This window comes from Paractinoplanes ovalisporus (assembly GCF_016834655.1).
GTDB lineage: Bacteria > Actinomycetota > Actinomycetes > Mycobacteriales > Micromonosporaceae > Actinoplanes > Actinoplanes ovalisporus.
Genome location: NZ_JAENHP010000002.1, coordinates 609,895 through 627,403, shown reverse-complemented (window position 1 = coordinate 627,403; position 17,509 = coordinate 609,895). Strand labels below are relative to the sequence as shown.

Here is a 17,509-nt window from a genome sequence, read left to right as displayed (position 1 = left end):
CCTCCCGAAGCCCTCCCGAAGCCCAACCGAAGCCCGAAGCCGATGGGAACGGCGCATCTCACCCTCCCATGCCGGTCAGGATCATGATCGGTACGGCCGCGACGGCCGCGGCCAGGATGACGAACAGGTAGATCACCCCGAGCGTGTTGGCGAGCCGGCCGTTGACCCGGTCGCCGAGATAGCCCCGGTCGTTCGCGATCACCAGGATCGGCAGGTAGGTCAGCGGCAGCACGATCGCACTGAAGATCAGCATGTACTCGGTGAGCTGCACCGGGTCGATTGTCGTCAGCAGGGCCGCCACCGCCAGCAGGATGCTGACCAGCACCACGGTGTGGAACCGGGCCGCCTGCTTGGGGCGCAGATATTTCCCCCACGACCAGCCGAAGTACTGCGCCACCGTGTATCCGGCGGACAGGCTGGTCTCCATCGCCGCGCCGAACGTCGCCGCGAACACGCCCAGGATCACCAGCCCGAGCCCGATCTGACCGAACGCGAGCCCGGCCGGAAGCACCGCCTGCCCGAGCGTGTCGACCCGCATGCCGAGCGGCTCGTAGACGGCGGCCGAGGTCGCGAGGAAGCCGAACGCGAGCAGTCCGCCGAGCGGGAACCCGAGGAACACGTTGACCCGCGAGAGCGTCAGGTCCCGCGGCGTCCACCGCTCCTCGACGCCGCCCGAGGTGAAGAAGAAGACCTCGTACGGGGTCATGGCCGAAGCGAACAGGGCGATCGCCACGAAGAAGTAGGTCGGCCAGTTCTCCCCCGGCGGCGGGACGATCTTCGTCATCTCGGAGAAGTCGGGCTGCAGCTTGAACGCGGCGATCAGCAGCACGACCAGTGACAGCCCGGCCAGCCCGAAGATCCGTTCGAGCGTCGAGAACTTGACCCGCCACAGCGCCAGCCACAGCACCAGTGCGACCGCGGGCACCCACAGCAGATAGGGCGCGCCGCTGAGCAGCTGCAACGCGAGGGCCACGCCACCGATCTCGGCCGCGAGGGTCAGGAGCGTGATCGCGTACGCCCCCAGGAGGTTGACGAGCGCGATGCGGGGCCCCAGACGCTCGCGGATCAGGTCGTACACGGGCCGCTTCGACACCGCCGTGACCCGGCCCGCCATCTCGGCGTACACGCAGATGCCGACGATCCCGACCAGCAGCACCCAGGTGTGCGAGAGCCCGAACCGCGCGCCCGCCTCCGACGTCGAGACGATGTCACCGATGTCGACGAATCCGCCGATCGCGGTGAGGATGCCCAGCGTGACGGCGAGGAGCCGCTTCACGTGTGCTGCTCCACGAAGCGTTCCAGCGCGTCCGACACGTCGTCGCCGGCGTGCGGCTCGTCCGGGATCCGCGCGAGCACCGCGTCAGCCTGTTGCAGCAGCGGCGCCAGCTCGTCGTGCATCCGCTCGCACCGCTCGTCGGGCGGTTCCACCCCGGTGAACTTCTTCGCCCCACCCGCGAGCGCTTTGCGGGCGTCGTCGAAGGAGCTTTCCGCGTACGGGCCCATGACCTGGCCTTTCAGCTCGGCCTCGGCGACCAGGCCGGCGGTGGTCAGCGCGTCATGGGCGGTCTCGGCCGAACTCACGGCGGCGACCCGGTAGTCGTGGAAGTCGACCGGCTTGGTGATCAGATAGCCGGCGCCGCCCCACGCGAGCGCGACCACCGACAACGTCGTCGCGCCCCACCACTTGGCCCTCACGGGCGCTGCATACCCCGCGTACGGGCGCTTGAATCACCGCCTGTGCGCGGCCGCACTGTCACTCACCGCGTTGCTGGGCCGTCCGGCCGTTCACAGAATGTGCAGGGCCGGACGTCACTCAGCGCGTTTTCACAGACCGTGCACGGCCAGCACCTCACTCAGCGCGTTCCGCGGGACGCCGCGGCCGTCGGGGCGGGGCCAGTGCACACTGACCTCGTCGAAGCCCAGCGCGGCCAGGCGTCCCACGGTGTCGGCGTAGCGGTCCTTGCTCTCGAACGGCCAGTACGTCTCGAGGGCGACATTCACGATGCGGCGGATCCGGCGGCCGTCGAGGGCCTTGTCCAGCTGCGCCGACTGCTTCTCGAGGGCGGCGAACCACTCGTCCGGGGCGACCGCCGGGCCGTACGGGCCGTAGGTGACCCACGCCTGCCCGTGCTGGGCCACCAGCGCGAGCGAGCGCGGGCCGGTTCCGGCGACGGTGAACGGCACCCGCGGGGTCTGGACGCAACCCGGCAGCTGGTGGGCATCGATCGCGCTGTAGCGCTCGCCGCGCGTGGTGACGACCGGCTCGGTGAGCAGCGTGTCGAGCAGGCCGAGCCACTCGGCGAAACGGTCCATCCGCTGCCGTGGGGTCAGCGGCGGGTCGCCCAGCACGAGCGCGTCCAGGCTCTCGGTGCCGGCGCCCAGGCCGACCTCGAGGCGGCCCCCGCTGAGCTGGTCGAGGGTCATCAGCTCCTTGGCGAACGGAACCGGGTGCCGGTAGTTCGGCGTGGCGACCTGCACCCCCAGCCGCACCCGCTCGGTGGCGCCGGCCGCGGCGGCGATCAGTGGCACGCAGCCGTACCAGGGGTTGTCGCGGAGCAGCGGCCAGGTGAGGTGGTCGTACGTCCAGACCGTGCACACCCCGGCCTGCTCGGCCTCGACCACCTCGGCCAGGAAGGCGCTGGTGGGGTGGCGGTCCGGCAGGACGAGCGCGGAGAGTCCGGTCATGACAGCGACTCCACGACGGCGGCGGCGATCACAAGGTCCTCCCAGCCCATCCCCACGGTCTTGATCAGCCTGGGCCGGGCGGGGGTGACACCCCGGACCAGTTCGGAGAACGTATACAGCTCACCGGCGGCGACACCGGCCTGGATCAGGTCGCCGGCCTCACGCAGCGCCGACACCCGCGATTCGACCAGGGCCCCACACCGCCGTACGGTCTCGGCGTCGACCTCGCGGGCGTCCGGTTCATGCGACCCGACCGCCACCACCACGGCGTCGTCGCGCAGCAGTTTCCCGTCGAAGAGCGGCCCGCGCGCGGTCGTGCAGCAGGCCACGATGTCCGCCCCGGCGACCGCTTCCGGCCCGGCCGCCTCCACAACCAGCCCATCGCCCGCCACGCCCGCGTGCGAAACGTGACCCGCGGCGGACACGCTCGGCTCCCCGCCCGCGGACGATGTGGCGCCGAGCCGGCTCGAACTGTCGAACCCCGACTCGCCGCTTACCTCCGCTCCCCCTCTCCAAACATTTCCGAAATTCCGGATAAGGGCGTCGACCTTGGCGGGGTCGCGGCCGACGACGCGGACGGAGTCGATCGGGCGTACGGCGCGGATGGCCTCGATGTGGCCCAGCGCCTGCGGACCGGCGCCGAAGACGACCAGCTTGCGCGCATCGGGCGGGGCGACCAGGTCGACGCCGAGGGCGGACACGGCCGGGGTGCGCAGCGACGTCAGCGCGGCACCGTCGAGAATGGCCCGCGGCGCCAGCGTGGGCGCGTCGAACAGCACGTAGACACCGTGGATGCGGGGCAGGCCGCGGACCGGGTTGCCGGGCGCGATGCCGACCAGCTTGACGCCGGCGACCTTCGCGTCACCCGAGGGCATCACCAGCATCTCGCCGCCGCCCAGGGGCACGGCCACGCGGGCCGGTTCGGCTTCGGGGTCGAGTCCCTCGGCGAGCGCGGCCCGCAGGGCGGCCACCGCCCGCGGAAAGCCCAGCTCCGCTATCTGGTCCGCCTCGATCACGAGCTGTACCATGTCACATACCACCGAGGGAGGCAACCGCCATGACGTCACCGCTCATCGGCCCGTTACGCACGGCCGGCAGCTTCCGGCAGCACGTGGAGGACGCGGTGGCGTCCGCCATTGTCTCCGGCGAGTTCGCCCCGGGCACGATGCTGACGGCCCCGACGCTGGCGGCCCGGTTCGACGTCTCGGCCACGCCCGTACGGGAGGCTCTGCTCAACCTCGAGAAGCGCGGCTTCGTCGAGATCGCGCGCAACAAGGGTTTCCGGGTCACCGAGGTCAGCCAGCAGGACCTGGCCGAGATCGTGCAGATCCGCCAGTGGCTCGAGGCCCCGCCGATGCGGCTGCTGGCCGGCCGTCTCGACGCCGATCGGCTGAGCCGGTTGCGGGCCGAGGCCGAGGCCATCGTGACCAGCGCCGACGCCTCCGACCTGCCGACCTATCTGGCCGCCGACACCACGTTCCACCTGCACCTGCTCAGTCTGACCGGCAACGACCGCCTGGTGACCCTGGTCGGTGATCTGCGTCAGCAGACCCGCCTGGTCGGCCTGGCCACCATGCTCGGCTCCCCCGAGCTGGCCGAGTCCTCGGCCGAGCACCTGACGCTGCTCGACCTGCTCGAAGCCGGCGACGGCGCGGGCGCCGAAGACCTGATGCGCCGCCACCTGGGCCACGTCACCGGCTGGTGGAGCGGACGCGCCGAGCGGTAACCCCCGCCGGCCCCGCCCATCACCACCTCCAACAAACCTGAACACGAGCGGACGGGCCGGACCATGCGAGTGATCGTCGTAGGCGCGGGAATTGTCGGCGCCGCCGTGGCGCGGGAGCTCGCGCGGGCCGGGGCCGAGGTGATCGTGCTCGACCGTTCGGCCTCGGCCGGGGGAACGTCGGCCGCCGGTGAGGGCAACCTGCTGGTCTCCGACAAGGGACCGGGCGCCGAGCTCGACCTGGCGCTGCGGTCGCTCGCCCTGTGGCAGGGGCTGCTGCCCGAGATCGCGGAAAGCTTCCCGTCGATCGAGTACGAGGCCAAGGGAGGTCTCGTGGTGGCCACCACCGAGGCCGGGGCGGCCGCCCTGCGCGCGTTCGCGGCCACCCAGCGTACGGCCGGGGTGGAATCGTCCGAAGTGAACGGCCTCGACCACGAACCCGACCTCAACCCGGAGCACACCGCGGCCGTCCTCTATCCGCAGGACGCCCAGGTGCAGCCGGCGATCGCGACCGAGGCGCTGCTGGCCGACGCCCGCCGGCACGGCGCCACGGTCCGGCAGGGTGTCGAAGCGCTCGGCCCGCTGCGCAGCGGAGACCGGCTCACCGGCGTGATCACCTCCGCGGGCCCGCTGGCCGCCGATCACGTCGTGGTGGCGGCCGGTCCCTGGTCGGGCGAGGTCTCGGAACGGCTCGGCGTGACGCTGCCGGTGCGACCACGCCGGGGCACGATCCTGGTGACCACCCGGATGCGGCCGCGGATCCGGCACAAGGTCTACGACGCCGACTACGTGGGTGCGGTCGGTTCCAACGACGCGTCGCTGCAGACGTCCAGCGTGGTCGAGTCGACGGCGGCCGGGACCGTGCTGATCGGCTCGTCCCGGGAACGGCGCGGCTTCGACGAGAGCATCGAGGCGCGGGTGCTGTCCGCGGTGGCCGCCAAGGCGCTGGTGCTGTTCCCGTTCCTGAGCGGGGTCGCGGTCATGCGGGCGTACGGGGGATTCCGCCCCTTCGTCCCCGACCATCTGCCGGTGATCGGTCCCGACCCGCGGCTGACCGGCCTGTGGCACGCGACCGGTCACGAAGGCGCCGGCATCGTGCTGTCGACCGCGACCGGCGAACTGCTGACCGACCTGATGGTGGGCCGGCCGCCGACGCTGGACCCGGCCGCCTTCGCCGTGGACCGCCCGACCCTGCTCCCCCACCTCCAGCCGGCCTGACTCACACCAGCGGGCCGTGCGTCGTCTCCCACGGGATCGCGGCCACGCGTGTATCGCCTTTCGCCAGTGCTGTGTGACATACTACTGACGTGACGACGACCGGACCGGCCCGCCTGGGACCCGATGCAGACCCGGTTCGACCTGGGCCGACGTCCCCGATCACGCTGATCGTCGACGGGGAGCCGGTGCGCGGCGTCGAAGGCCAGACGGTCGCCGGCGTGCTGCTCGGCGCGGGCCGGCTCACCTGGCGAACCACCCGCCACGGCCGTCCGCGTGGCGTCTTCTGCGGCATCGGCGTCTGCCACGACTGCCTCGTCACCGTGAACGACCTGGCCGACGTGCGGGCTTGTCAGCGCCGAGCCGTCGACGGCGACACGATCACGACGGGAGAGCCGCAGTGACATCCGGAACGCCGAGCACCAGCTCTCCGGTCGCCACATCACTCCGAGCGAGCGCCCGATGAGCGTCGAAACTCCCGATGTGCTGGTAGTCGGGGCAGGCCCGGCGGGACTGGCCGCGGCCGACGCTGCCCGGCGCGCCGGAGCCCAGGTCGTGCTCCTGGACGCGGCCGGCGATGCGGGCGGGCAATACTGGCGGCACCTCCCGGCCGAACGGCCCGCCGCCGACGAGCGCGTCCTGCACCACGGCTGGGACAAATTCACGGCGTTGCGCGGCCAGGAGCTGCTGACCGACGCGCAGGTCTGGCTGGCCGAACGGCACGACGACCGGCCGCCCACCCTCCACGTGCTGGTCGGGCCGGCCGACGGCAACGAGCGCACCCCGCGGACCTTCGCGCCGAAAGCTCTGGTGCTCGCGACCGGGGCGTACGAGCGGACTCTGCCCTTCCCCGGCTGGGATCTGCCGGGTGTGTTCACCGCGGGGGCGGCCCAGGCGCTGGCCAAGGCCGAGCGGATCGCCGTCGGGCGGCGCGTGCTGGTGGCCGGGGCGGGGCCGTTCCTGCTTCCGGTGGCGTCGAGCCTCCTGCGTACGGGAGCCGGGGTCGTCGGGGTGTTCGAGGCGAACGGCTGGTCACGGCTGCGGAAGGCGTGGACCGCGCGGCCGGCCGAGCTTCTGTCCACCCGGCACAAGGCGGGTGAGCTGGCCGGATACGTACGGGATCTGGCGCGCAACCGGATCCCCTACCGCACCGGCACCGCGGTGATCGCCGCCCACGGCACCGACCGCGTGACCGCGGTGACCGTGGCCCGGCTCGACCCGGAGTGGGCGCCCGTCCCCGGCACCGAACGCCGGCTCGACGTCGACGCGGTCTGTGTCAGCCACGGCTTTGTGCCCCGCACCGAGCTCGCGGTCTCGGCCGGGTGCGGGCTCGACGCGTACGGGGCGGTCGTCACCGACGAGAACGGCCGCACCAGCGTCCCCGGCGTCTATGCGGCGGGCGAGATCACCGGCATCGGGGGCGCCGACCTGGCCCTGGCCGAGGGCGTCATCGCCGGCCTGGCCGCAGCGAACGCCGCCACAACAAGCGCCGCCAGCACAAGCGCCGCCGGCACAGCGAACGTCGGCGTCACGGAGGAACAGCGCCGCGCGCGGCGGGACAACCAGCGCTTCGCCGACCGGCTCGAACGGGCCCACGGCATCCGCCCGGGCTGGGCCGGCTGGCTGGGCGACGACACAGTCGTCTGCCGCTGCGAGGAGGTGACCGCCGGCGATCTGAAAGCCGGCGCCGCCGCCACCGGGTCGCGCGGCCTGCGCTCCCTCAAACTCAGCACCCGCGCCGGCCTGGGCGTCTGCCAGGGCCGGGTCTGCGGGCGCACCGTCGAAGAGCTTCTGCACCGCCACACCGGCGGCCTGCTCGACCCCGGCCGCACCGCGAGCCGCCCGCTGGCGGCGTTCGTGCGGATGGGCGAGCTGGCCGCGGCCAACCACCCCGAGGAGTCCGCATGACCACCACCCCCGACCTGCGCGGCGTCGTCGTCGCCACCGCGCTGCCCTACAAGGAGGACCCGTCCGCGCCGGCCGGGCTCGCCGTCGACTTCGACAAGTACGCCGAGCACTGCGACTGGCTGATCAGCAACGGCTGCCACGGCGTCGGCCCCAACGGCTCGCTGGGCGAATACTCCTCCTTGACCGACGAGGAGCGCCGCCGGGTCGTGCAGGTCGCGGTCGAGGCGGTGGCCGGGCGCGGCACGGTGATCGCGGGTGTGCACGGCCCGGGCTGGCACCAGGCCAAGAAGTGGGCCGAGCTCGCGGGCGAGGACGGCGCGACCGGCGTGCTGGCGCTGCCGCCGACCATGTACCGGGCCAGCGGCACCCAGGTGGTCGAGCACTACACGAAGATCGCCGAGGCCGGGCTGCCGATGATGATCTACAACAACCCGTTCGACACCAAGGTCGACCTGGTGCCCGACCTGGTCGCCGAGATCGCGCAGATCCCCCAGGTGGTGGCGATCAAGGAGTTCAGCGGTGACGTGCGGCGGCTGTTCGAGATCCGCGAGAAGTGCGGGATCGACGTCGTGGCCGGCGCCGACGACGTGCTCTTCGAGCTGATGGTGGACGGCGCGGTGGGCTGGTTCGCCGGCTTCCCGAACGTGTTCCCGGCCGAGTCGGTCCGCCTCTACGACCTCATGCTGGAGGGGAAGGTCGCCGAGGCGCGCGAGCTCTACCAGCACCTCGTGGCGGTGTTCCGCTGGGATTCCCGTACGGAGTTCGTCCAGGCGATCAAGCTCAGCATGGACCTCATCGGGCGCTACGGCGGTCCGTGCCGCCCCCCGCGCGGCGCGCTCACTCCCGAGCACCAGGCGCAGGTCGAGGCCGAGACCAAGCGGGCCGTCGCCGCCCTCGCCGCGGCCAAGGCGGCCTGACATGCGCGCCTCGCGGATGTTCTCGGCCGTCGACTCGCACACCGAGGGGATGCCGACCCGGGTTGTCACCGCGGGCCTCGGCACCATCCCCGGGGCGACCATGAACGAGCGGCGCCTGCACTTCATCGAGCACCTGGACGGCGTACGGGAGCTTCTGATGAACGAACCTCGCGGCCACGCGGCGATGAGCGGGGCCATCCTGCAGCCGCCGACCCGCCCCGACGCGGACTTCGGCGTCGTCTACATCGAGGTGTCGGGCTGCCTGCCGATGTGCGGGCACGGCACCATCGGGGTCGCCACCGTGCTGGTCGAGACCGGCATGGTGGCGGTCACCGAACCGGTGACGACGATCCGGCTCGACACCCCGGCCGGGCTCGTCGTCGCGACCGTGCAGGTCAAGGACGGGCACGCCGAGTCGGTGACGCTCGAGAACGTGCCGTCCTACTGCGAGCGGCTCGACGCGACGATCGAGGTCCCCGGGCTGGGTTCGGTGCCGTACAGCCTGGCCTTCGGCGGCAACTTCTACGCCATGGTCGACCTCGACGCGGTCGGCCTGCCGTTCGACCGGGCCCGCCAGCGTGACATCGCCGACGCCGGCCTGGCCATCATGGACGCGATCAACAAGCAGGATCCGCCCTCGCACCCGACCATCGAGGGTGTCGACCACTGCCACCACGTCGAGTTCATCGCGCCCGGCTCCGACGCGCGGCTGTCCCGGCACGCGATGGCGATCCACCCGGGCTGGTTCGACCGGTCGCCCTGCGGCACCGGCACGTCGGCCCGCATGGCCGAGCTGTGGGCGCGCGGTGAGCTGGGGATCGGGCAGGACTTCGTCAACGAGTCGTTCATCGGCAGCCGTTTCACCGGGCGGCTCATCGGGGAGACCACGGTGGCCGGGCGGGCCGCGGTGGTGCCGACCATCACCGGGCGGGCCTGGGTGACCGGCATCGGGCAGTACCTGCTCGACCCGTCCGACCCCTATCCGACCGGCTTCGCGTTCTAGACCGCTCTTTGGAGCGTTCTGCACCTCTGAGGGGATTCATCCATGACTTCCGAGACCGCCGCGGCCGCCGACGCCGTTCGCGCGGACGCCGCTTCCGTTCTCGCCGCAGCCGCCGACGCCGCTCCCGCTCTCGCCGCGATGCCGCCCCGCGACCGCGCCCGGGCCCTCGTCGCGGCGGCCGAGGCGCTTCTGGCCGCCGCCGACGAACTCGTCCCCCTCGCCATGGCGGAGACCGGCCTGACCGAGCCGCGCCTGCGCGGCGAGATCAAACGGACGGCGGTGCAACTCAAGCTTTTCGCCGAGGTGGCGGCGGCCGGCGAGTTCCTTGACGTACGCCTCGACGCCGCCGATCCCGACTTCGTCCTGGGGCCGCGGCCCGACCTGCGGCGCTACCTGGTGCCGCTCGGCCCGGTGCTCAACTTCGCAGCCAGCAACTTCCCGTTCGCGTTCTCGGTGGCGGGCGGCGACACCGCGTCGGCCCTCGCGGCCGGCTGTCCCGTGGTCGTGAAGGCCCACCCCGGCCACCCGCGGCTGTCCGACCGCACGGCCGAGGTCCTGAACACGGCCCTGCCCGCCGGCGCGCTCGGCGTGGTCCACGGCCAGGACGAGGGGGTGGCCGCGCTGAAGGACGAGCGGATCGCCGCCGCCTCGTTCACCGGTTCGCTCGCCGGCGGTCAGGCCCTGGCCGCGATCGCCGCCGCCCGGCCGCGCCCGATCCCGTTCTACGGCGAACTGGGCAGCCTCAACCCGGTGATCGTCACGCCCGACGCCCTGGCCGAGCGGGCGTCCGGGATCGCGGACGGGTTCGCCGCGAGTGTCAGCGGTTCCGCCGGCCAGCTGTGCACCAAGCCCGGCCTGCTGTTCGTCCCGGCCGGCCTCCCCGCGCCGGAGGCCTTCGCCTCGGTCGCGCCGCACCGGCTGCTGCACCAGGGCATCGCGGACGGGTATGCGCGTCGCCGCGACGAGGTGCTCGGCACCCCCGGAGTCACCGTCGTCGTCGAGGGCGGCGTCACGCCCGACGGCGTGACCCCGACGCTGGTCGAGACCGACCTGGCCACCCTGCTCGAGCACCGCGAGACCCTGCTGCAGGAGGCGTTCGGCCCGCTGTCGATCGTGGTCCGCTACACCCCCGGCGAGCCGCTCGGCGAGGCGCTGACCGAGCTGGTCGAGGGTTCGCTGACGGCCGGTGTGCACGTCGGCGCGGGCGAGGACTCGCCCTGGCTGCACGAGCTGGTGTCCGCACTGCGGGCGCTGGCCGGCCGGGTGTTGTTCAACGGCTGGCCGACCGGTGTCGCCGTGACCCCGGCGATGCAGCACGGCGGCCCGTTCCCGGCGACCACCAACCCGACCATCACGTCGGTCGGCACCGCGGCCATCGGCCGTTTCCTGCGCCCGGTCGTCTATCAGGACTGCCCGCCGTCGCTGCTGCCCGAGCCGCTGCGCGACGACAACCCGTGGCACGTCCCGCAGCACCGCTCCCCCGCCGGCGAATCATCAGGCTGGGGATCGCTCACCGCGTAAGCGCCGGGCCGGGGGTCGCTCACCGCGCGAACGGCGGCCCGGGGTCGCTCACCGCGTGAGAGGCGGCTCCGGTCAGGCGTCCGGGGCGAAGATGGTGGGGCGGCCGTCGATGCTGACCGCGTTCTTCACGCGGCGGTATTCGGCGAGGTCGTCGTCGCTGCGCCGCTCGTGGGAACGGATCAGCAGGTCGCGGTCGCCCTCGTAGGACATGAGCGGAACCGAGTAGCCGCAGCTGTCGCTTACCCGGTCGACCGCGACGTCGATCACCGAACGGACGCCGTGCGTGTCGGGCGGCGCCGGGAACAGCTTCAGCAGCTCGGCGTGCTCCGGCTCGCCGACCGGCACCGCCCGCCCCTGGCCGTGCAGCCGCACGATGTTCGGCGGCCCCTGGAAGGCACAGAACATCAGCGTGATCCGGCCGTTCTCGGTGAGGTGGGCGATCGTCTCGGCGCCGCTGCCGTGATAGTCGAGGTAGGCCACCCGGAGCTCGTCGAGCACCACGAACGTGCCGGCCATCCCCTTGGGCGAGACGTTGACCCGCCCACCCGGCCCGGTGGGCGCGGTCGCCACGAAGAACATCGGCTGCGCCTCGATGAATGTCCGCAGCCGCCCGTCGATCCGTTCATGCACCTTCATGAGCCGATACTCCCCCGCCGGCCGCGGACCGCCCTCTGCTTTCCCATTGTGCGAAAGCAGAGGAAGCTGGTCCCGTGTCCCCGGTGAGCGGCTGGTCCGAGTTGCAGGCCCGCGTCGACGGTGAACGCGACGAGGTCGGGCGGCTGATGGCCGTGCTGGTGCGGGCGACCGCGGCCAGCTCGCTCGGCCGGTTCCCGCCCTACATCAGCATGTTCACGCTGCGTTTCGGCGATCCGGCCGAGCCGGCCACGCAGCCGCCGGTCCTGCTCGGGGTGGCGACGGTTCCGGACAGCTTCCTGGTGTGGTGGGGCGAGAACCGCAGCCACCGGGGAGCGACCATCATGCACCAGACCAGCGACGTGCACGAGGCCGTGGCGTACGCCGAGCAGCTCCTGGCCACCTGGCCCTACCGCGCCGGCCCCTCCGCGGACGACGGGACCGGCGCGGGAACCGGTCAGGCGCCGATGCCGTAGCGGTTGCGGGCGGCCTCGGCGGTGATGTTGTGGTCGAGCACGTCGGCCCGCACGTCGTCGGCCGAGCGTTCGGTGGGGTCGCCGTAGCCGCCCCCGCCGCCGGTCGCGCAGCGCACCACGTCGCCCTTCTTCAGAGGCATCCCGTTGATCTTCAGGATGCGCCGCTCGTCGGGGCGGCCGGGGTTGATGACGACCTCGGGGCCGACCGCGTCCTCGCCGCCGAACAGGCCCCAGGCCGGCTGCCGGGAACGCTCGAACCAGAGCGAGACGGTGAGGTCGGTCTGCGCCTCGTACTCGCGGACCACGCCGTTGCCGCCGCGCCACTTGCCCGAGCCGCCGGAGTCGGGCCGGATGCGGTACTCGTTGATCCGCCACGGGTAGCGGGTCTCGTACACCTCGACCGGGATGTCCTTGAGCGAGCCGTTCACGTTGTTGATCAGCGCGCTCTCGCCGTCCGAGCCGTTCCACCCGCCCCAGCCGCCGACGGTGGCCTCGAGGCTGACGAACTCGCGCTTGACCCGCGGGTCGGTGCCGGCCGACAGGATGATCATCGAGTCGCCGTGGCTGGCCCCGGCCACCTGGTCGGGCATGGCCGGGGCCAGCGCCCGGGCCACCATGTCGATCAGCAGGCCGAGGTGCGAGAAGTACCACTGGCAGGCCGCGGGCGACCGCGCGCCGAGCACCGAGCCCTCCCGCACCTGGGTGGTCATCGAGCGGAACGAGCCGCCGTTGCCGGGCAGGTCGGGACTGACCAGCAGCTTGTAGCCGACCCGGAGCGCCGACACGGCCTGCGAGACGCCGCAGTTGACCGGGCCCACGGTCTGGTCGGCCGACTCGGTGACGTCGAAGTCGATGTCCTCGCCCGACACCGAGATCTTCAGCCGGATCGGGACCGGGGTGTCGAGGTCGACGCCGTCGTTGTCGAGCACCCCTTCGGCGCTGTAGACACCGTCCGGGATCTTCGCGATGACCGCGCGTTCGAGCAGCTCGGTCTGGTGGAAGATCTCGTCGCGGGCCTGCTCCAGCACGTCCAGGCCGAACCGGCGCACGATCTCCTGCAGCCGCCGGTCGCCCATCTGGATGCAGGCCATCATCGCGTGCATGTCGCCGGTCGTCGGGTAGGGGAACCGTACGTTGGTCGCGATCGTGTCGGTGACCGAGCGCTCCTCGACGCCGCCCGACACCAGCTTCTGCGGGCCCAGGCGCAGGCCCTCCTGGAAGATGTTGACCGAGTCCATCGAGCCGCCCGGGTCCTTCGAGCCCACGTCGATCCAGTGGGCGCGTGAGGCCGTGAAACCGACCAGCGTCTCGTCGACGAAGACCGGGCCGAAGATGGTCACGTCGTTGAGGTGGGTGCCGCCGAGGTAGCTGTCGTTGAGGATCCAGACGTCGCCCGGCTGCCACACCTCGCGGCCGAAGCGCTCCTCGGTGGCCAGGGTGCAGGTCTCCAGGTTGCCCAGGAAGATCGGCAGGCCGGCCGACTGGCCCAGCACCTGGTGGTCGGCGTCGAGCAACGCGACCACGCAGTCGCCGCACTCATAGATGATCGGGGTGTAGGCCGAGCGGATCAGCGTGGCGTTCATGTCGTCCGCGGCGGCGTTGAGCGCGTTGCGGATGATCTCGACGGTTACCGGGTCGATGGTCACTGGCCGTCCTTCCGAGAGATGATCAGCGAGCCGATCTCGTCCACGCTCACCGCGTAGCCGGGCGGCACGACCGTGGTGGCGGTGTCCTCGATGACGACGGCCGGGCCGTCGAACGTGTGACCGACGAAGAGGTCGTCACGCCGTACGATAAGGGTGTTTTGCGCGGAACCGTCGAAGACGACCTCCCGCACCTCGCGCGGGAAGTCCGATTTGTCGGCCGCAGCCCACTTCTGCGGATCGGGCCGCCCCAGATCACCGGAAGCGGTCGTGCGCAGTGCGACGAACTCGATCGGAGCGCCCAGGTTGGCGTGCCCGTAACGCGACTTGTGCAGGTCGGCGAACCGCTGCGCGACGTCGGCCCGGAAGGTCTCCCCCAGCGGCTCGTCGGCACTGGTCAGCGGCACTGTGAGCGTGTACTCCTGGGCCGCGTACCGGATGTCCACCGCATGGGAGGCGTGCCGGGCGTCGCCCGCCACGCCCTCATGACCGAGCCCGTCCAGCCCGTCCTTCTCCAGCCGCGCCAGTTGCAAGGCCATGTCGGCCGGGTCGAGGTCCTCGTCGAGGAAGAAGTAGGGCTCGGTGTAGTCCTGCCGGATCTGCGTCTGCAGCATGCCCCAGGCCGAGAACGCGCCCGGGAACCGCGGCACCACGGTCTCGGCGATGCCCAGCTCGCGGGCCAGGAACACGGCGTGCATCGGGCCCGCCCCGCCAAACGCGACCAGCGCCGAGTCGCGCGGCTCGATGCCCCGGGACACCGTGATCGTGCGGATCGCCTGGGCCATCTTGGAGTTCGCGACGTCGCAGATGCCCTCGGCCATCGCGGTGGTGGTCATGCCGAACACCTCGGCCAGCCCGTCCACCGCCTTCTCGGCCGCCCGCACGTCGAGCGTCATCTGCCCACCGGCGAACCCGTCCGGGTCGATGCGGCCCAGCACCAGGTTGGCGTCGGTGACGGTCGGTTCGGTGCCGCCGCGGCCATAGCTGGCCGGTCCGGGCCGGGCGCCGGCGCTGCGCGGGCCGACCCGCAGACCACCGGCCTCGGCCCAGGCCACCGAGCCGCCCCCGGCGCCGACGGTGTGGATGTTGACCACGCTCATCAGCATCGGCAGGCCTTCGAGCTGGGCCTCGGCCGACACGTCGGGCTCGCCGTCCACGATCAGCGACACGTCGAAGCTGGTGCCGCCCATGTCGATGCCGATCAGGTGCGGCCGGCCGGTCTGGCGGGACAGTTCGGCGCAGGCGATCGCGCCGCCGACCGGGCCCGACAGCAGCGTCTGCAGCGGGCGGCGGCGGGCCGACTCGGCGGTCAGGATGCCGCCCGACGACTGCATCACGTGCAGCGGGACCCGCAGGCCCCGGGTGTCGAGCCGGCCCTCTAGGTCGGTCAGGTAGCGCCGGACGATCGGGCCGGTGTACGCCTCGACGACGGCCGACGAGGTGCGCTCGTACTCGCGCCACTCCTTGGCCGCCTCGTGCGAGACCGACACGGTGACGTCCTCGCCCAGCTCCTCCTGCAGGATCTCGCGGGCGCGCAGCTCGTGGGCCGGGTTCTTGTAGCTGAACAGGAAGGCGACCGCGATCGCGCCATGGCCGCCTTCACGGGCTCTCCCGGCGGCTTCCCGTACGGCGTCCTCGTCGAGCGGCGTGAGTTCGGAGCCGTCGGCCGCGATCCGTCCCCCGATGCCCAGCACGTCCCGGCGCGGCACCAGCGGCGTCGGCTTGCGGTAGTGCAGGTCGTAGAGCCGGGACCGCGGCCCCCGGGCGATGTGGTAGGTGTCCTCCAGCCCCGCCGTGCCGAGCAGCAGCACCGGAACGCCGCGCCGCTCGAGGAACGCGTTGAGACCCTGGGTCGTGCCGTGCACCAGGAAGTCGATGCCGGCGGGTTCGTCGACGACCGCGTCCAGGCCGGCGAGCACGCCCTCGCTGAGGTTGCCGGGCGTGGTCGAGGCCTTGGTCGCCGCGAACGCGCCGCTCTGCTGGTCGTACGTCACGACATCGGTGAACGTGCCCCCGATGTCCATCGCGACTCGATACCGCCCCATGTGATCTCCCTCGCGCCGAGGCCGGTCAGGTAAGCGCAAGTTAGGGGTAAGGGGTACGGCGGCACTGTGCGCCCCGCATAGCCACCGGGCAGCGGCGCGTGCGGCGCGCACGATCCGCCGGGCACCGGGCAGGCGAGGATGCCCCGATACCGATGACCCACCGGGAGGCCCTGTGACCAGCACGAACCGGCGGGACCGGGCGGCCGAGATCGCGGCCGCGGCCGATGCGGTGATCACGGGCACCGGACCGGTGGCCATCGATATCGGCCCGGCCTCGCGACGCATCGAGTTCCTTCCCGGCGTCGTCGACTACGACCCGTGGGCACCGGCCGTCGAGACGCGGCGCGGTCTGGGCGATTTATCCGTCGAGTCGGCCCGGCGGGCCGGCACCGAGGCGGGTGCTTTGCTGACCGGCGGGCCGATCGGCGTGACGTGCCCACCTGAGTTGGCCGCCCCGATCGTCGACGGCCTGATCACCGGCGCCGCCCCCGGTGTCGAAGCCACCCTGCTGGTCGACGAGCCGCTGCTGCCGGCCGCGCTGCGGGGTCAGCTCGCGGCCGACGTCGCCCGGCTCACCCGGCTGCTGGTCAGCGCCCCCGCCAACGTGCTCACCCCCGCCGCCGCGGCTTCGCTGGCCCGCCGTATCGCCGACAACGCCGGCCTGACCTGTTCGGTGCTGGGCCCGGCCGAGGTCGCCGCGCAGGGTTTCGGCGGCCTGGCCGCGATCGGCGGCGGCTCGGCGAACGGCCCCCACCTGGTCACCCTCGACCACCTGCCCGAGGCCGGCCCGCCCGAGGTCGCGCTGGTCGGCAAGGGCATCACGTTCGACAGCGGCGGCCTGTCGCTCAAGTCACCGGCCGCCATGCAGAACATGCGCCTGGACGTGGCAGGCGCGGCGACCGTGCTGGCGGTGATGGCCGGCCTGCGCCGGGCCGGCTGCACCATTGGAGTACGGGCGGTGTTGCCGTTCGCCGAGAATCTGCCCGGCCCCGGAGCCGCCCGCCCCGGCGACGTGGTCACCGCCTGGAACGGCACCGAGATCCAGATCCTCGACACCGACTTCGAGGGCCGCGTGATCCTGGCCGACGCCCTGTCCCTGGCCGCCGACGCGTCCCCCCGCCTGCTGGTCGACCTGGCCACGCTGACCTACCAGGCCGAGATCGCCCTGGGTCCCGAGATAGCCGCCGTCTTCGGCCGTTCCGACGCGGCCGCCCCCGTTCTGGCCGCCGCTTCCCGGGCGGGTGAGCCGGTCTGGGAGCTGCCCTACGACGAGCGCTACCTTCCCCAGATCAAGACCGGTTCCGGCGTACGCAACCACCCCCTGCACGACTCAGGCCGAGCCATCACCGCGGCGCTGTTCCTGGGCGAGTTCGTCCCCCGTACGGTCCCGTGGGTCCACATCGACATGACCGGCCCCGCCTGGTCCGGCAACGCCTCGATCGACGGCGCCACCGGTTTCGGCGCCCGCACCCTGCTGGAACTCCTGCACCCGGCCGCTTCGGCCTGACCGGCCCCGGCTTCGTCCGGCCTCATCGCCGGGGTTGAGTTCGTATTGTTTGCGAGATCAACCAAACGGGTCGAGGTCGGGCGCGAAAGGTCTGATCATTTCGGCACGCGATGTCACCGAGGCCTGACAGGACGGATGGTGATCTTGGCGTGCCCGGCCGGTTGCATGGGGTGGCGGCCGGGTCTCTGGACTGGTGCCCGGCCGCGAACCAGTCCCTAGCAACCAGTTCGTGG

General features: G+C 72.2%; 16 protein-coding genes. 9 read left to right on the top strand and 7 right to left on the bottom strand.

All coding sequences use genetic code 11. The annotated features are described in order from the left end of the window. Positions 1–58: 58 nt before the first annotated feature. From JIG36_RS08905 to JIG36_RS51690, 4 genes are all read right to left on the bottom strand, one after another. Positions 59–1,276 (bottom strand): NRAMP family divalent metal transporter, encoded by a 1,218-nt coding sequence (locus JIG36_RS08905; protein ID WP_203375534.1) that lies wholly within the window; start codon positions 1,274–1,276, stop codon positions 59–61. Next, positions 1,273–1,695, bottom strand: coding sequence for a hypothetical protein (locus tag JIG36_RS08900; protein WP_203375533.1), 423 nt, complete (start codon positions 1,693–1,695; stop codon positions 1,273–1,275). Before JIG36_RS08900 ends, JIG36_RS08905 begins: the two co-directional genes overlap by 4 nt. A gap of 129 nt (positions 1,696–1,824) precedes the next feature. Next, positions 1,825–2,685 carry an LLM class flavin-dependent oxidoreductase gene (locus JIG36_RS08895; protein ID WP_203375532.1) on the bottom strand — a complete coding sequence of 287 codons (861 nt, stop codon included), beginning with the start codon at positions 2,683–2,685 and terminating at the stop codon, positions 1,825–1,827. Further along, positions 2,682–3,701 (bottom strand): ornithine cyclodeaminase family protein, encoded by a 1,020-nt coding sequence (locus tag JIG36_RS51690; protein WP_307872629.1) that lies wholly within the window; start codon positions 3,699–3,701, stop codon positions 2,682–2,684. Before JIG36_RS51690 ends, JIG36_RS08895 begins: the two co-directional genes overlap by 4 nt. Positions 3,702–3,742: 41 nt before the next feature. On the opposite strand from JIG36_RS51690, the gene JIG36_RS08885 reads away from it, so the two are divergent. From JIG36_RS08885 to JIG36_RS08855, 7 genes are all read left to right on the top strand, one after another. Then, positions 3,743–4,411 carry a GntR family transcriptional regulator gene (locus tag JIG36_RS08885; RefSeq protein WP_203375531.1) on the top strand — a complete coding sequence of 223 codons (669 nt, stop codon included), beginning with the start codon at positions 3,743–3,745 and terminating at the stop codon, positions 4,409–4,411. Between the two features lie 63 nt (positions 4,412–4,474). Next, positions 4,475–5,626 (top strand): NAD(P)/FAD-dependent oxidoreductase, encoded by a 1,152-nt coding sequence (locus JIG36_RS08880; RefSeq protein WP_203375530.1) that lies wholly within the window; start codon positions 4,475–4,477, stop codon positions 5,624–5,626. An 89-nt stretch (positions 5,627–5,715) separates the two neighbouring features. Continuing rightward, complete coding sequence (locus JIG36_RS08875) at positions 5,716–6,027, top strand: (2Fe-2S)-binding protein (protein WP_307872628.1); 312 nt, start codon at positions 5,716–5,718, stop codon at positions 6,025–6,027. Positions 6,028–6,085: 58 nt separating this feature from the next. After that, the gene (locus JIG36_RS53190) at positions 6,086–7,531 is read left to right on the top strand and encodes an FAD/NAD(P)-dependent oxidoreductase (RefSeq protein WP_203375529.1); all 1,446 of its coding nucleotides are present in this window, start codon (positions 6,086–6,088) and stop codon (positions 7,529–7,531) included. After that, entirely contained in the window at positions 7,528–8,448 is a 921-nt protein-coding gene (locus JIG36_RS08865; protein ID WP_203375528.1) for a dihydrodipicolinate synthase family protein, read from the top strand. The genes JIG36_RS53190 and JIG36_RS08865 overlap by 4 nt, the downstream gene beginning before the upstream one ends. 1 nt (position 8,449) lies before the next feature. Beyond that, entirely contained in the window at positions 8,450–9,451 is a 1,002-nt protein-coding gene (locus JIG36_RS08860; protein WP_203375527.1) for a proline racemase family protein, read from the top strand. 42 nt (positions 9,452–9,493) lie between these two features. Continuing rightward, positions 9,494–10,972, top strand: a complete 1,479-nt coding sequence (locus JIG36_RS08855; protein ID WP_203375526.1) for an aldehyde dehydrogenase family protein — start codon at positions 9,494–9,496, stop codon at positions 10,970–10,972. A 72-nt stretch (positions 10,973–11,044) separates the two neighbouring features. On the opposite strand, the gene JIG36_RS08850 is transcribed toward JIG36_RS08855, so the two are convergent. Next, positions 11,045–11,608: a pyridoxamine 5'-phosphate oxidase family protein gene (locus tag JIG36_RS08850; protein ID WP_203375525.1), complete on the bottom strand. Its 564-nt coding sequence runs from the start codon at positions 11,606–11,608 to the stop codon at positions 11,045–11,047. Positions 11,609–11,682: 74 nt separating this feature from the next. On the opposite strand from JIG36_RS08850, the gene JIG36_RS08845 reads away from it, so the two are divergent. Next, on the top strand, positions 11,683–12,081 hold the full coding sequence (locus tag JIG36_RS08845) for a hypothetical protein (protein WP_236046192.1): 399 nt from the start codon (positions 11,683–11,685) through the stop codon (positions 12,079–12,081). On the opposite strand, the gene JIG36_RS08840 is transcribed toward JIG36_RS08845, so the two are convergent. Both JIG36_RS08840 and JIG36_RS08835 read right to left on the bottom strand, forming a co-directional pair. Further along, entirely contained in the window at positions 12,063–13,727 is a 1,665-nt protein-coding gene (locus JIG36_RS08840; RefSeq protein ID WP_203375523.1) for a hydantoinase B/oxoprolinase family protein, read from the bottom strand. The two genes, JIG36_RS08845 and JIG36_RS08840, sit on opposite strands and share 19 nt — an antisense overlap. Beyond that, complete coding sequence (locus tag JIG36_RS08835) at positions 13,724–15,769, bottom strand: hydantoinase/oxoprolinase family protein (RefSeq protein WP_236046191.1); 2,046 nt, start codon at positions 15,767–15,769, stop codon at positions 13,724–13,726. The genes JIG36_RS08840 and JIG36_RS08835 overlap by 4 nt, the downstream gene beginning before the upstream one ends. A 172-nt stretch (positions 15,770–15,941) precedes the next feature. Here JIG36_RS08835 and JIG36_RS08830 point away from each other — a divergent pair, with 172 nt between their 5' ends. Next, positions 15,942–17,276: a M17 family metallopeptidase gene (locus tag JIG36_RS08830; RefSeq protein ID WP_203375522.1), complete on the top strand. Its 1,335-nt coding sequence runs from the start codon at positions 15,942–15,944 to the stop codon at positions 17,274–17,276. The last annotated feature ends 233 nt before the right edge of the window (positions 17,277–17,509 follow it).

What these genes read in the sequence shown, in the direction of transcription:
- JIG36_RS08835 (WP_236046191.1), bottom strand. Translation starts at nt 15,769, where the DNA reads ATGGGGCGGTATCGAGTCGCGATGGACATCGGGGGCACGTTCACCGAT.
- JIG36_RS08860 (WP_203375527.1), top strand. Translation starts at nt 8,450, where the DNA reads ATGCGCGCCTCGCGGATGTTCTCGGCCGTCGACTCGCACACCGAGGGG.
- JIG36_RS08895 (WP_203375532.1), bottom strand. Translation starts at nt 2,685, where the DNA reads ATGACCGGACTCTCCGCGCTCGTCCTGCCGGACCGCCACCCCACCAGC.
- JIG36_RS08855 (WP_203375526.1), top strand. Translation starts at nt 9,494, where the DNA reads ATGACTTCCGAGACCGCCGCGGCCGCCGACGCCGTTCGCGCGGACGCC.
- JIG36_RS08850 (WP_203375525.1), bottom strand. Translation starts at nt 11,608, where the DNA reads ATGAAGGTGCATGAACGGATCGACGGGCGGCTGCGGACATTCATCGAG.
- JIG36_RS08865 (WP_203375528.1), top strand. Translation starts at nt 7,528, where the DNA reads ATGACCACCACCCCCGACCTGCGCGGCGTCGTCGTCGCCACCGCGCTG.
- JIG36_RS53190 (WP_203375529.1), top strand. Translation starts at nt 6,086, where the DNA reads ATGAGCGTCGAAACTCCCGATGTGCTGGTAGTCGGGGCAGGCCCGGCG.
- JIG36_RS08880 (WP_203375530.1), top strand. Translation starts at nt 4,475, where the DNA reads ATGCGAGTGATCGTCGTAGGCGCGGGAATTGTCGGCGCCGCCGTGGCG.
- JIG36_RS08885 (WP_203375531.1), top strand. Translation starts at nt 3,743, where the DNA reads ATGACGTCACCGCTCATCGGCCCGTTACGCACGGCCGGCAGCTTCCGG.